11 protein-coding genes are annotated in these 13,171 nt (G+C 74.8%); 5 read left to right on the top strand and 6 right to left on the bottom strand.

What is annotated here, in order from left to right; genetic code table 11:
* Positions 1-41: 41 nt before the first annotated feature.
* Positions 42-1,007 (top strand): MerR family transcriptional regulator, encoded by a 966-nt coding sequence (locus KPL59_RS23465; RefSeq protein ID WP_226361972.1) that lies wholly within the window; start codon positions 42-44, stop codon positions 1,005-1,007.
* On the opposite strand, the gene KPL59_RS23470 is transcribed toward KPL59_RS23465, so the two are convergent.
* Positions 986-4,021: a bifunctional [glutamine synthetase] adenylyltransferase/[glutamine synthetase]-adenylyl-L-tyrosine phosphorylase gene (locus KPL59_RS23470; RefSeq protein ID WP_226361973.1), complete on the bottom strand. Its 3,036-nt coding sequence runs from the start codon at positions 4,019-4,021 to the stop codon at positions 986-988. The genes KPL59_RS23465 and KPL59_RS23470 overlap by 22 nt on opposite strands.
* A gap of 67 nt (positions 4,022-4,088) precedes the next feature.
* On the opposite strand from KPL59_RS23470, the gene KPL59_RS23475 reads away from it, so the two are divergent.
* Positions 4,089-5,303: a flavin-dependent oxidoreductase gene (locus KPL59_RS23475; RefSeq protein WP_226361974.1), complete on the top strand. Its 1,215-nt coding sequence runs from the start codon at positions 4,089-4,091 to the stop codon at positions 5,301-5,303.
* Here KPL59_RS23475 and KPL59_RS23480 read toward each other — a convergent pair whose 3' ends face one another.
* The 3 genes from KPL59_RS23480 to KPL59_RS23490 all read right to left on the bottom strand — a co-directional run bounded on the left by KPL59_RS23480 (position 5,304) and on the right by KPL59_RS23490 (position 8,866).
* On the bottom strand, positions 5,304-5,792 hold the full coding sequence (locus KPL59_RS23480) for a cupin domain-containing protein (protein ID WP_020626665.1): 489 nt from the start codon (positions 5,790-5,792) through the stop codon (positions 5,304-5,306).
* Positions 5,789-7,132 carry a glutamine synthetase family protein gene (locus KPL59_RS23485; protein WP_075307103.1) on the bottom strand — a complete coding sequence of 448 codons (1,344 nt, stop codon included), beginning with the start codon at positions 7,130-7,132 and terminating at the stop codon, positions 5,789-5,791. The genes KPL59_RS23480 and KPL59_RS23485 overlap by 4 nt, the downstream gene beginning before the upstream one ends.
* Before the next feature lie 93 nt (positions 7,133-7,225).
* Positions 7,226-8,866, bottom strand: a complete 1,641-nt coding sequence (locus tag KPL59_RS23490) for an alpha/beta hydrolase (RefSeq protein ID WP_226361975.1) — start codon at positions 8,864-8,866, stop codon at positions 7,226-7,228.
* 165 nt (positions 8,867-9,031) lie between these two features.
* On the opposite strand from KPL59_RS23490, the gene panB reads away from it, so the two are divergent.
* Positions 9,032-9,886 carry a 3-methyl-2-oxobutanoate hydroxymethyltransferase gene (gene panB, locus KPL59_RS23495; RefSeq protein WP_226361976.1) on the top strand — a complete coding sequence of 285 codons (855 nt, stop codon included), beginning with the start codon at positions 9,032-9,034 and terminating at the stop codon, positions 9,884-9,886.
* Positions 9,887-10,107: 221 nt separating this feature from the next.
* Here the strand turns inward: panB and KPL59_RS23500 are convergent, their stop codons facing one another.
* Complete coding sequence (locus KPL59_RS23500; RefSeq protein ID WP_226352092.1) at positions 10,108-11,265, bottom strand: glutamate-cysteine ligase family protein; 1,158 nt, start codon at positions 11,263-11,265, stop codon at positions 10,108-10,110.
* A gap of 182 nt (positions 11,266-11,447) precedes the next feature.
* Between KPL59_RS23500 and KPL59_RS23505 the strand changes: the two genes are divergently transcribed.
* Positions 11,448-11,615 (top strand): hypothetical protein, encoded by a 168-nt coding sequence (locus tag KPL59_RS23505; RefSeq protein ID WP_226352093.1) that lies wholly within the window; start codon positions 11,448-11,450, stop codon positions 11,613-11,615.
* A gap of 4 nt (positions 11,616-11,619) precedes the next feature.
* Positions 11,620-12,420, top strand: coding sequence for a hypothetical protein (locus KPL59_RS23510; protein WP_226361977.1), 801 nt, complete (start codon positions 11,620-11,622; stop codon positions 12,418-12,420).
* Here KPL59_RS23510 and KPL59_RS23515 read toward each other — a convergent pair.
* On the bottom strand, positions 12,403-13,137 hold the full coding sequence (locus tag KPL59_RS23515; RefSeq protein WP_226352095.1) for a maleylpyruvate isomerase family mycothiol-dependent enzyme: 735 nt from the start codon (positions 13,135-13,137) through the stop codon (positions 12,403-12,405). The two genes, KPL59_RS23510 and KPL59_RS23515, sit on opposite strands and share 18 nt — an antisense overlap.
* Positions 13,138-13,171: the final 34 nt, after the last annotated feature.

Genomic DNA, 13,171 nt, shown 5'->3' on the forward strand with positions numbered 1-13,171 from the left:
CACTTGACCTCCAGTCGCTGGAACCCCCGAGGCTGTACCCCGTGACCGCACCACGTACCGATGACCACCTTGTCACGCTGACGATCGGGCAGCTCGCCCGGCGCAGCGAGGTTCCCGTGCGCACGCTCCGCTTCTGGTCCGACGAGGGGCTCGTCCCCGCCGACCGCAACGGCGCGGGCCACCGGGTCTACGGACCGGCCGCGGTCGCACGGCTCGATCTCGTGCGCACCCTGCGCGAGCTCGGGCTGGGCCTGGACGACGTGCGCGCCGTGCTGTCCCGCCGACGGGGGGTCGGCGAGATCGCGGCGGCACACGTCCGGGCCCTGGACGACCGGATCCGGGAGCTGCGGACGCAACGCGCGGTGTGCACGTTGCTGGCCCGCACCGGAGACGGCGACACCCCACCCGACGAACGGAGCGTGACCCTGATGAACGACCTCGCCCGGCTGTCCGCGGCCCAGCGGCAGCACCTGATCGACGACTTCGTGAACGAGGCCTTCGCCGGCGTCGACGCCGACGCGCCCGGCGCGGGCATCGCCACCGCGATGCGGTCGATGCCGGCGGAGCTGCCCGACGACCCGACCCCCGAGCAGGTCGGGGCCTGGGTGGAGCTGGCCGAGCTCGTCGGCGACCCGGGCTTCCGGGCCCGCTGCCGGGAGATGGCCGTCGCCGGCGCCACCGTCTCCGAGCACCGCGAGCGGCAGGCCGACCCGGCCGCGGTGGCCGAACACGCCGGCGGCGCACTCGCCGCGGGGGTCGACCCGGCCTCCCCCGCGGCGGCCGTGGCGCTGGAGCGGATCCCCGGCGTCGCCGGGCTCTCGGTGGCCGATCGGGCCGCCCGGGCGGACACGGTCGACCTTTTCGCCGACCGCCGCGTCGAGCGCTACTGGACGCTGCTCGGTGTCCTCAACGGGTGGCCGGCCCGGGAGCCGACGATCCCGGCGTTCGAGTGGTTCGCCGCCGCCCTGCGCGCCGCACCGGTCGGTCAGTCCTCGGACCAGCCGTAGAACACCCGCTCGACGACGGCGCGGGCCCGCCGCGTGACGCGCTTGTAGTCGTCGAGGAACTCCCCCGGGTCGCCGCCCGCCGGGTACCCGAGCGCGACGGCGACGGCGGCCAGCTCACGCCCCGAACGCGGGAGCTGGTCGCCGGGCTTGCCCTTCACCAGCATGATCGCGTTGCGGGCCGCGGCGGCGGTGCGCCAGCCCTCCTCCAGCTCGGCGGCGTCCTCGGCGCCGATCAGACCGGCCTCCGCGGCCTCGTGCAGCCCCTCCAGCGTCGAGGGGGTGCGCAGCTCGGGGATGTCGCCCGCGTGCTGGAGCTGCAGCAGCTGCACCGTCCACTCGACGTCGGCGAGCCCGCCCAGGCCCAGCTTCGTGTGGGTGGAGCGGTCCGCGCCACGGGGCAACCGCTCGGCGTCGACCCGGGCCTTGATCCGCCGGATCTCCGACACCGACGCCGCCGACAGCCCGTCCGCCGGGTAACGGATCGGGTCGACCAGCGCGGTGAACTCGCGGCCCAGCGTCCGGTCCCCCGCGATCGGCCGGGCCCGCAGCAGCGCCTGGGCCTCCCACACCTCGCCCCAGCGGGCGTAGTACTCGCGGTAGGAGGCCAGGGTGCGCACCATCGGCCCGGAGCGACCCTCCGGGCGCAGGTCCGCGTCGACCGGCAGCGCGGGGTCCGGGCTCGGCGAGCCCAGCAGCCGTCGCACCCGTTCGACGACGCGGGTCGCCCACCGCACCGCGGTGTGGTCGTCGACCCCCTCGGCCGGCGCGCAGACGAACATGACGTCGGCATCGCTGCCGTAGCTCGACTCCCCACCGCCGAGACGGCCCATCCCGATCACCGCCAGGGCGGCCGGGCGCTCGGTCTCGGCGCGGAGCACCGCGTCCAGGGTCGCGGCCAGCACCGCCTCGTTCACCGAGTTCAGCGCCGTGCAGACGGCGTCGACCGGCAGCAGGCCGAGCAGGTCGGCGCAGGCGACCCGCAGCATCTCGTGCCGGCGGTAGGACCGCGCCGACGCCACCGCGATCTCCGGTGTGGCCTGCCGGGCCACGGTGGTGCGCAGCGCCATCGACACCTCGGCCGGGTCCCGGGTCAGCTCCGGGCTCTGCACCCCCGAGGAGATGGCGAGCATCCGCAGCACCTCCGGAGCCCGGGCCAGCAGGTCCGGGACCAGCGCCGAGGTGCCGAGCAGGGTCATCAGGCGCTGCGCGACCGCGCCCTCGTCGCGCAGCAGCCGCAAGTACCAGGGGGTGTCGGCGAGCGCCTCGGACACCCGCCGGTAGGCGAGCAGGCCGCGGTCGGGGTCGGGGCTGGTCGAGAGCGAGTCCAGCAGCACCGGCAGCAGGGCGCGCTGGATCGACGCGGCCCGCGACACCCCGCCGGTGAGCGCCCGCAGGTGCCCCAGCGCCCCCTCCGGCGACGCCCAGCCCAGCGCCTTCATCCGTGCCTTCGCCGCCTCCGGGGTCAGCACGGCGTCGGCGCCGTCGGCGGCCAGCCGGGACACCGCCGACAGCAGCGGCCGGTAGAACAGCTTCTCGTGCAGCCGGGTCACCCGGCGGGCGTTGCGCTGCCACTCGTCGACCAGCACCCCGACGACGTCGCGGCGCCCGTCCGGGCGGATCCGCGCGGCCCTGGCGAGCCAGCGCAGGCCGTCGGTGTCGTCGACGGCCGGGAGCAGGTGGGTGCGACGCAGCTTCTGCAGCTGCAGCCGGTGCTCCAGCAGGCGCAGGAACCGGTAGGACGCGGCGAGGTTGGCTCCGTCGTCGCGGCCGACGTAGCCGCGCTCGGACAGGGCGGCCAGCGCGACCAGGGTGTTGCCCGAGTGCAGGGTGTCGTCGGTCCGGCCGTGCACCAGCTGCAGCAGCTGGACGGCGAACTCGACGTCGCGCAGCCCGCCGCGGCCGAGCTTCAGCTCGCGTTCGCGCTGATCGGAGGGGATGTTCTCGATGACCCGGGCACGCATGGCCTGTACCTCGGCGACGAAGTCGTCGCGGGTGCACGCCTGCCACACCATCGGGTCGAGGGCCTCGACGTAGGAGCGGCCCAGCTCGGGGTCCCCGGCGATCGGACGGGCCTTGAGCAGCACCTGGAACTCCCAGGTCTTGGCCCACCGCCGGTAGTAGGACACGTGCCCGTCCAGGGTCCGCACCAGCGCACCCTGACGGCCCTCGGGGCGCAGGTTCGCGTCGACCTCGAAGCAGGCCTCCCCCGCGACGCGCATGACCCGCGACGCGAGCTTCGTCGCGGCCGGGGTGAGGTCCCCGCCGGGCTCGGCGACGAACACGACGTCGACGTCGGAGACGTAGTTCAGCTCCCGGCCGCCGCACTTGCCCATGCCGATGATCGCGAGACGCAGCTCGTCCGGCGGGTCCTGCTCGGCCGCGGCCACCGCCAGCGACGCCGCCAGCGCGGCCTCGGCGAGGTCGGCGAGCTGGGCCGCGACGTCGTCGACCTCCATCACCGGCAGCTCCGGGTCCCCGACGGCGGCCAGGTCGGCCGAGGCGAGGCCGAGCAGCTCGTCGCGGTAGGCCGTACGCAGCGCGGCGACGGCCTCGGCCCCGGTCAGCGACGCCCGCGCTCCCCCGACCGTCCCCGGCGTCGGCGCATCCGGGTCGGCGCCGACCGCGCGCAGCAGGTTCGCGGTGCGCCGGGCCAGGTCCGGCGGTGGGTCCCCGCGCTCGGCGGTGTCGGCCAGCAGCGGCCAGCGGTCCGGGTGGCGGACGAGGTGGTCGCCCAGCGCCGTCGACGATCCCAGCGTCGCGAACAGCCGCCCGCGCAGCCCCCGGTCGGTGCGCAGCGCCCGGTCGATCGCGGGCCACGGGGCGGTCTGCGCCAGTCGCTCGACCGCGCGCAGCGCGAGGGACTGGTCGGGGCTGCGGGCCAGCGCCCACATGATCTCCTCGCAGCCGGGCACCGGTCCGTCGGTCGCCCACCAGCCCAGACCACGCAGGGTCGTGGCCGCGTCCTCACCGGTGAGGCCGAGCCGGGCCAGCGAGGTCCCCGTGCGACGGTCCATGACCGGTGATCCTGCCCCATCGCGGGCGGCCCTTCCCTCAGGGGCGCTCAGCGGTCAGGCTCGGGGAATGCACGTCCTGATCGTCGGTGGGGGTATCGGAGGACTGACCACGGCCCTCGCGCTGGAGCGGGCCGGGATCGGGTCCACGGTCCTCGAGCAGGGCTCCGGCGCGGGCGAGCTCGGTGTCGGGTTCAACCTGCTGCCGCACGCCGTGCGGGTCCTCGACGGGCTCGGCCTGTCCGCGGAGCTGGCCGAGGTCGGGGTCGCGACCACCGACCTCACCTACGCCCACCGGCTCGGCCGGCCGATCCTGCGCAGGCCCTGCGGGGTGGCGGCCGGGTTCGCGTTCCCGCAGGTCGCCGGGCACCGCGGCCGGGTGCACCGGATGCTCGCCGACGCCGTGCGCGCACGGCTGGGGCCCGACGCGATCCGTACCCGGCACCGGGTCGACGGCGTCGAGCGGTCCGCGGACGGCGTCCTGGTCCGGTTCACCGACGACGCGCTGCCCACCGTGACCGGCGACGTGCTGGTCGGCGCGGACGGCATCCACTCCGCGGTGCGCGCGGGCCTGTTCCCCGACGAGGGACCGCCGCACTGGAACGGGGTGTCGATGTGGCGCGGTGCGACCGACTGGCCGGCGTTCCGCGGGGGCCGCTCGATGGTCGTCGCGGGCGGGAACGCGGCCAAGCTGGTGGTCTACCCGGTCGGCGCCGGAAGCGCCCCGGGGACGGTCCTCACGAACTGGGCGGTGTGCATCGCGACCGGGGCCGACGGCGACCCCGCCCCCCAGCGTCAGGACTGGTCACGGCCCGCCGACCGCGACGAGACCCTCGCCCACGCCCGCCGCTTCCACCTCGACGACGTCGACCACCTCGCGCTGGTCGCGGCGACACCGGAGATCTTCGAGTTCCCGATGTGCGACCGCGACCCGCTGCCGCGCTGGTCGCACGGCCGGGTCACGCTGCTCGGCGACGCCGCGCACCCGATGGTCCCGATGGGCTCCAACGGCGCCGGGCAGGCGATCCTCGACGCCGAGTCCCTCGCCCGGCACCTGGCCGCGGGCGGCGACCCGGTGGCGGCGCTGGCCGCCTACGAGGCCGAGCGGCTGCCGATGACCGCCGACGTCGTGCTCCGCAACCGGGCGGGCGGCCCGGAGCGGGTCATCGACGAGGTCGAGCGCCGCGCGCCCGACGGCTTCGACGACCTCGACGCGGTGATCACGCCCGGGGAGCTGGAGGAGATCTTCGCCGGCTACCACCGGGCGTCGGGCAACACCCGCTGACTAGTCGGCGCCCGGGACGCTGCCCGGGGGCAGGAAGTCGACGTCGTGCAGGGCCGACTGCCGGACGACCTCGGCCGGGTCGGTCAGGTCGTGCAGCCGGTCGAACAGGTGGGCCAGCCGGCCGGCCGGGCTCACCCAGAACAGGGCGCGCGCGTCGCCCTGCTCCTTGTTGTAGTAGGCGTGCGGCAGACCCCTGGGCATGAGGACGGTGTCGCCCGGCCCGGCCTTCTCCCACTGCCCGTCCAGGTAGAGCGTGAACACGCCGTCCAGGACGTGGATGTGCTCGTCCTGGGTGGTGTGCACGTGCGGCGGCACCCCGGTGCCCGGCGGGTCGAGGGTCTCGAAGGCGAAGCTGGTCTCGCTGACCGCCTTCGCCCAGTAGGTGTGGCCCAGCACGTTCCACACCCGCTTGTACTGGCCCTCGCCGGCCCGCGTGATGCCCTTCGGCAGCGGGCCGAGGATGATCTCTTCTTCGTCGAAGCCGCTCACAGGACCGGAAGGTACGTGGCGAGCTCGTGCGGTGTCACGTTCCGGCGGTAGGCGTCCCACTCGGACCGCTTGTTGCGCAGGAAGAAGTCGAACACGTGCTCGCCGAGGTACTCGGCGACGAGCTCGCTCTTCTCCATGACGTCGAGCGCCTCGGTGAGGTTCTGCGGGAGCAGCTCGTAGCCCAGCGCCCGGCGCTCGGTGTCGGTCAGGGCCCACACGTCGTCCTCGGTGGGCGGGGGCAGCTCGTAGCCCTTCTGGATGCCGGTGAGTCCGGCGCCCAGGATGACCGCGTAGGCGAGGTAGGGGTTGCACGCGGAGTCCAGGGTGCGGACCTCCACCCGGCGCGACGACGACTTGCCCGGCGAGTACATCGGGACCCGGACCAGCGCGGAGCGGTTCGCGTGGCCCCAGGACACCGCGGTCGGGGCCTCGCCGCCGGTGATGAGGCGCTTGTAGGAGTTGACCCACTGGTTGGTGACGGCGGTGATCTCCCGGGCGTGCTTGAGCACCCCGGCGACGAACGCCTTGCCGGTCGCGGACAGCTCGTAGGGGTCGTCCGGGTCGTGGAAGGCGTTGTGGTCGCCCTCGAAGAGCGAGAAGTGGGTGTGCATCGCCGAGCCGGGGTGCTCGGAGAACGGCTTGGGCATGAACGAGGCCCGCACGCCCTGGGTGAGCGCGACCTCCTTCACGACGTAGCGGAACGTCATGAGGTTGTCGGCCATGGTCAGCGCGTCGGCGTAGCGCAGGTCGATCTCCTGCTGGCCGGGGCCGCCCTCGTGGTGGGAGAACTCCACCGAGATGCCCATCGACTCCAGCGTCTCGATGGTGTTGCGCCGGAAGTGCGGGGCGACGTCGTGGCTGGCCTGGTCGAAGTAGCCGCCGGAGTCCGCCGGGACGGGCCGGCTGCCGTCGCCGGGCAGGTCGCGGAGCAGGTAGAACTCGATCTCCGGGTGCACGTAGCAGGTGAACCCGGCCTCGCCGGCCTTGTTCAGCGCGCGGGTCAGCACGTGGCGCGGGTCGGCCCAGGACGGCGACCCGTCGGGCATGGCGATGTCGCAGAACATCCGCGCCGAGTAGTGCTCGCCCGAGGCGGTCTCCCAGGGCAGGACCTGGAACGTCGACGGGTCGGGCTTGGCGACCATGTCGGACTCGTAGACGCGCGCGAAACCCTCGATGGCCGAGCCGTCGAAGCCGATGCCCTCGGCGAAGGCGCCCTCCAGCTCGGCCGGGGCCACCGCCACCGACTTGAGGTAGCCGAGCACGTCCGTGAACCAGAGACGGACGAAACGGATGTCGCGTTCCTCGAGCGTGCGGAGCACGAACTCCTGCTGGCGGTCCATGCGGCGGAGCCTAGGAAGCCCGTGTTACACGGATGTTTCGGGAGTGTGCGGCCGACCCGGTCGTGGTCGCCCGCACACCCCCGGCGACGGCCCTCAGCTGGGCGCGAGCGTGCACTCCGCGCCCTGCGGCGGGAGCGTGAGGTTCACCAGATAGTCGATCGCGAGCTTGTCGGTGCACGCGTCACCCTGCAGCGATGCGGTGTGCTGGTTGCCGTTGACCTTGATCAGGCTGCCGTTCAGCTGCTGCGCCAGGTCGACCCCGGCCTGGTACGGCGTGGCCGGGTCACCGGTGACCGACACCACGACGACCGGCGGGAGCCCGTCGACCTTCGGCGTGTGCGGCTCGCTGGTGGGCGGGACCGGCCAGAACGCACACGCGTCGCGGGCGCCGACCGGGCCGCGGCCGGTGGAGCGGAACGGTGCGGCCTCGTCGGCCCGCTTCGCCAGCTCCAGTGCCTCCGACGGCTCCGTGATCGCCGGCTGGTTGACACAGCTGATCGCCTGGAAGGCCTGCAGCATGTTGGAGTAGCGGCCCTGCTCGTCGCGCTCGTAGTAGAGGTCGGCCAGGCGCATCAGCAGGTCGCCGTTGCCGTTCGCGACCTGCGAGATCCCCTGCTGCAGCGCCGGCCACAGCTGGGACACGTACAGCGCCTGGCTGACCCCGGTCTGGGCGTCGGAGAAGCTCAGGATGCGCCCGTCGCCCACCCGCGCGGGCCGGTCGATCAACGGGCGCATGATCGCCTGGAACGCCTGGGTCGCCTTCGCGGGGTCGGTGCCCAGCGGGCAGCCGGGGCGGCTGGTGCAGTCCTTGGCGAAGTTGTCGAACGCGAGCTGGAACCCGGCGTTCTGCTTCACCGTGGAGTCGATGGTCGACTGCGTGGGGTCGATCGCGCCGTCGAGCAGCAGCGCGCGGACGTTCTGCGGGAACGCCTCGGCGTAGGCGGTGCCGAGCTCGGTGCCGTAGGAGAAGCCGGCGTAGGTCATCTTCTGGTCGCCGACGGCGGCCCGCATGACGTCCATGTCCTTCGCGACGTCGCGGGTGCCCACGTTGGCCAGCACGTCGGCGCCGGTGCGCTGGGTGCAGCGCTCGGCGAACTGACGGCTGTCGGCCTCGGCGGCGGCGATCCCGGCGGGCGAGGGGTCGGCGAAGACCTTCGTGCGCTCCTCGTCGTTCTCGGCGTCGGTGAGGCACTGGATCCGCGGCTGGCTGGCTCCGGTGCCGCGCGGGTCGAACCCGACCAGGTCGAACCGGTCGCCCAGGCCGTTGGTGGCCCAGGTGGCGGCCTGGCGCGCGACGAACGAGGTGCCCGAGGCGCCGGGGCCGCCCGGGTCGGCGAACAGCGAGCCGATCTTCGCGCCGGTCGCCTTCTTGCGCAGCAGCGCGATCTGCATGGTCTTCCCGTCGCCGGGCTGCGCGTAGTCCTGCGGGACGGTCACCCGGGTGCAGTCGAACTGCGGGTCGGCGTAGGTCTGCGCGTCGGCCGCGGTGGGGGCGTAGTCGTTGCAGGGCCCCCACTGCAGCTGCTGGTCGTAGAACTGCGCGAGCTCCGGCGGGTTCTGCGCGGCCTGCGACCGGTCACCGGTGCCCGCGTCGGCGCACGCACCGACCAGGACGAGGGTCGCGGCGCCGAGCACGGCGAGCGCGGCCGGGCGCATCCGCCGGCCGGCCGGGGCCGGTGCCTCTGGTCGGTGGGCACGTGGTCGCAACAGCCGAGGGAGCATGACCGTGAGCATGCCACCGACCTCCGACGGTGACCGGTCGCGGGTCACGGCGCGGGTGAGGGTGCCCACACCACGGGGCGGTCCGGGCCCTGCGCTGCCACCCTGGCGTCCGCCATCGACGGCGAACCCGGGGACCCACGACCAGCGTGGGCCTCGAGGCACGGAAGGAGCTCACCGGTGAGCACACAGGAGAGCGGAGAGGTGGCGGCCCCGTACCGGGCGCCCGCGACCCCGCCGAAGCGGACCCGCGTCCACCACCTGCTGCAGTGGAAGCAGGAGGGTCGGCGCTGGCCGATGCTGACCGCCTACGACGTCTACTCCGCCGAGATCTTCGACGACGCCGGCATCCCGGTGCTGCTCGTCGGCGACTCCGCGGGCAACAACGTGTTCGGCCACGACAACACCATCCCGATCACGGTCGACGACCTGATCCCGCTGACCCGGGCCGTGGTGCGCGGCGCCCGCAGCGCGCTCGTCGTCGCCGACCTGCCGTTCGGGAGCTACCAGATCTCCCCCGCGCAGGCGCAGGAGACGGCGTTCCGGTTCATGAAGGAGGGCGGGGCGCACGCGGTCAAGCTCGAGGGCGGTGCGCGGTTCGCGCCGCAGGTCGAGGCGCTCACCGCGTCCGGTGTGCCGGTGATGGGCCACCTCGGGTTCACCCCGCAGAGCGAGCACGCGCTGGGCGGGTTCCGCATCCAGGGCCGCGGCGACGCCGCCGACCGGCTCGTCGAGGACGCGCTGGCCGTGCAGGAGGCGGGCGCGTTCGCCGTCGTGCTGGAGATGGTGCCCGCCGACGTCGCCAAGCGGGTGACCGGGGAGCTGCGCATCCCGACCGTCGGGATCGGCGCGGGACCCGACTGCGACGCCCAGGTGCTCGTCTGGTCGGACATGGCCGGGATGAACCGCGGGAAGGTGCCGCGCTTCGTCAAGAAGTACGCGGAGCTGGGCTCGGCGCTGCACGACGCCGCGGCCGCGTTCGCCGCCGACGTGGCGCACGGCGAGTACCCCGCCGAGGAGCACAGCTACCGCTGAGCCGGACCGGGGCCCCGGCGCGCGTCGCCGGGGCCCCACCGGTCCGCGCCGGTCCGCGCCGGTCCGCGCCGGTCCGCGCCGGTCCGCATCGACCCGCTCCGGCGTGCGGCTCCGCCGTGTCCGCGTCGGCCCGCGGGTCAGCCGGTCCGCGGGTCAGCCGGTCCGCGCCGGCCCGCGGGTCATATGGTCCGCCTCCGCCCACGGGTCGGCCGGACCGCGGGTCAGCCGGTCCCGCGTGGCACCGGGTGCCCGAGCCCCGGGATGCCGCCGCCCGCGCGGTGGCGGGCCAGCATCCGGTCCGCGGGGGTCTCCCGGCGCGCCAGCCGCCGGTCCAGCGACGCCAGCCGCGCGAGGTGGGCGTCGTCGCCGGCCAGTGCCGCGGTCGCGGCGTCGAGGACGGCCTGGGACCCCACCCGGACCGCCGCGTCCGACCAGCCCCGCAGCGCCGAGCGGCGGTGCGCCGCCGCGTCCGGGGTGCGACGACGGCCGGGCAGCGTGTCGTCGCGCAGCAGGCCGGTCAGAAGGCTCAGCAGCGCCGCGGGCAGCTCGGTGCCCACACCCTCGGCGGGCTCCTCCCCCACGACCACCGGGACGGCGTCGAACGCCTTGAACTCGATCCGCCCCACCTCGCCGGGGATGCCCGCGTGCCGCACCAGGCTGGGGTCGGTCGCCAGCAGCGGGGCGCCGGGCGGCAGGTACGCCAGCGCGGCGGGGCGCGGGCCGGTCCGGCGTGCGGTGCGCGCCGACAGCCCGCCCCACGGACGGCCGTCGCGGAACGGTGAGGAGAACGACCACGGCACCAGGTACGGGCTGTAGAAGGTCAGCTTTGCCGCCGCGTCGGCCAGCACACGGGGATCGGTCCCCGACTCCGGGAACGACAGGTTCAGGTCCGGGCCCCAGGTGACCATGTGCAGGTGGGAGGTCCGCTCCTCCGGCGAGGCCGCCATCAGGGCCCGCTCGTGGGCGTTGGGCGGCGGGTCCAGCCGGTAGGCCGACAGCTCGGGGTGGTGGCCGAACGCGACCGGTCGCAGCCCGTGCCGGGCGGCGACCCCGGACAGGGTGACGGCGTCGGCGGCCAGCGCGTCGACGGCGGCCTCGACCGAGTCGTGCACGCAGGTCCGGATCTCGATGCCCTTGGGCTCGAACCGGAGCAGCTCGCCGTCGGGGTCGAGACGCTCGTAGCCCTCGGCGTACCAGCGCTTGCAGCGGATGCCGGCGTCGCCGATCCGCAGGTCCGACTGGTCGTCGGGCAGCTCCGGCAGCTCGTCGACGACGGCCGCGACCTCCGCGTGGGTCAGCGACCGGTGGTCGGCGACCGTCCCGTCGTCCCGCAGCAGCGCGAGCTCGTGCTCGAGCCCGTAGCGCGCCTCGCCCCGCATCGCTGACCCCCGGTCCCCGTCCCGGCACATGACGTTACCGACGCCGGTCCGGGCGCCGGCTGTGATCCGTCCCGTCTGCTCCTCACCCGTTCCGCCCTGGACAACCCCGCGACGAACGGTCAGCCTGGTGATGGCGGCCACGTCCACCAGGTGGCCGGGACCCGGAGCACACGGGAGGCGTCATGAGGCTGGGCCGCAAGATCTCCGAGGGATTCGCCGTGGACCACGAGGCCGACCGGGTGGCCGACGCCCAGGAGCGCCCGCGTCCGGGGCGCACCGTCGAGCCCGAGTTCACCGAGTGGACGCCGGCGCTCGACCAGCCGGCGCACTCGGGGTCCCGCGAGGACTGACCGGGTGCGCGGGCTGTTCCGCCGAACCCCGCTGGAGTACCCGACCGGCCCGCTGGAGGGCCACAAGCTGGCCTTCCCCATGCTGTCCGCGGACGGCACGACGGCGGGCTTCAGCGGTGTGACACTCGGGCGGGCGCACGTCTACCGCACCGTCGACGACGCGGTGTGCGCGCACGGTTGCCGGCACGCCTGCCCGTCGCGGTGGTGCGACTGCGGCTTCTACTGCTTCCACACCGCCGACGACGCCCGCGAGCTGGCGTGTGCGCCCGAGCACCAGGGCGCGGTCCTGCTCGAGGTGGCCGCCTCCGGCCGGTTCCGCCGCTACGAGCTGGGCCTGCGTTACGCCCGGCAGCGGGTGCGCACGGTCCGGATGCGACCGTGCCGCTGCGGGGCACGGGTCGCGGTGCTGGCCGACACCGGCTCCGGGCAGCACGGCTGGCGCCGGCTGGAACCGGTGTGCCTGCGCTGCGCCGGGGCGCGTCCGGTGCTGTCGGCGCAGCGCTTCGCCGAGCTGGCCGAGCTCACCCTGCTGCCCGACGACGTCGCGGCGGGCCCGCTGACGACACCCGACGCGGCGGGGTTCGGCGAGCGCCCCGACCCGCACGGGGACGAGGCGGCCGACGGGGTGATCGGCGACCCGGTCGCTGCCGCGGGCGCGGTCGCCGTGCTCACCGCGGAGATGGCGCTGCTGCAGGCCCGGCTCGACGAGATGGCCCGCCAGCTCGGCCGGGCCACCGCGCGCCTGGACGAGTTCGAGGGCCGCGACCGGCCCGCGGCGGAGCCGGGGTCAGAGCCAGACCGGTAGCGGCGGCGGGATCTTCCCGTCGGCGTCGCGCAGCCCCTTGTCGAACGGGCGGCCCAGCAGCCAGGCCATGATGTCGTGCGCCTTGCCGCGGACCGTGCCGAGATCACGCGGCTCGGCCCCGTCCGGCCCGGCGGGCCCCGGACCGAACTCCAGCGTCGCGCCGGTGCGGACCTCCTCCAGCCGCACGTGCGGGCAGCCGGGCTTGCGCTCCAGCCGCGCGACCACGTCGGCGACCAGCACCTCCCGCATGGGGATCGGCAGGTCCTTGAACGAGGCGCCGACGTCGAGGTCGACGGCGTGGATCCACACCTCGCGGGCCCGGTTCCACGGCACCGCCGTCACCGGCATCTCGACGCCCTGCGGGTTGCGCACGGTCGCCGACCACGCCTTCTCCGGCATCGCGCGGACCGCATCGGCGAGCCGGTCGGAGGAGGCGATGACGTCGGCGCGGATCTCCTCGGAGCTGCGCCCGGCGCCGGCCTCGATGTCGGCGTCGCGGGACGCGAGGTCGGCGTAGGCCGGGGTCTCGACACCGGTCCGCGCCCAGGTCAGCAGGTTGACCATGGCGTCGGCGTTGCGGGCGAGGTGGGTGAGCACGTGCGCGCGGGTCCAGCCCGGCAGTGCCGACGGGGCGCGGAACGCCTCGCCCGCCATCCGGGTCATCAGCCCGCGCAGGTGGGCCTGACCGTCGCCGGCCCAGGCCAGTGCGTCACTCACCGGCGGCGGGACGACGGCACGGCCGTCCCCGGGT

The organism is Pseudonocardia sp. ICBG1142 (assembly GCF_020496255.1).
Classification (GTDB): domain Bacteria; phylum Actinomycetota; class Actinomycetes; order Mycobacteriales; family Pseudonocardiaceae; genus Pseudonocardia.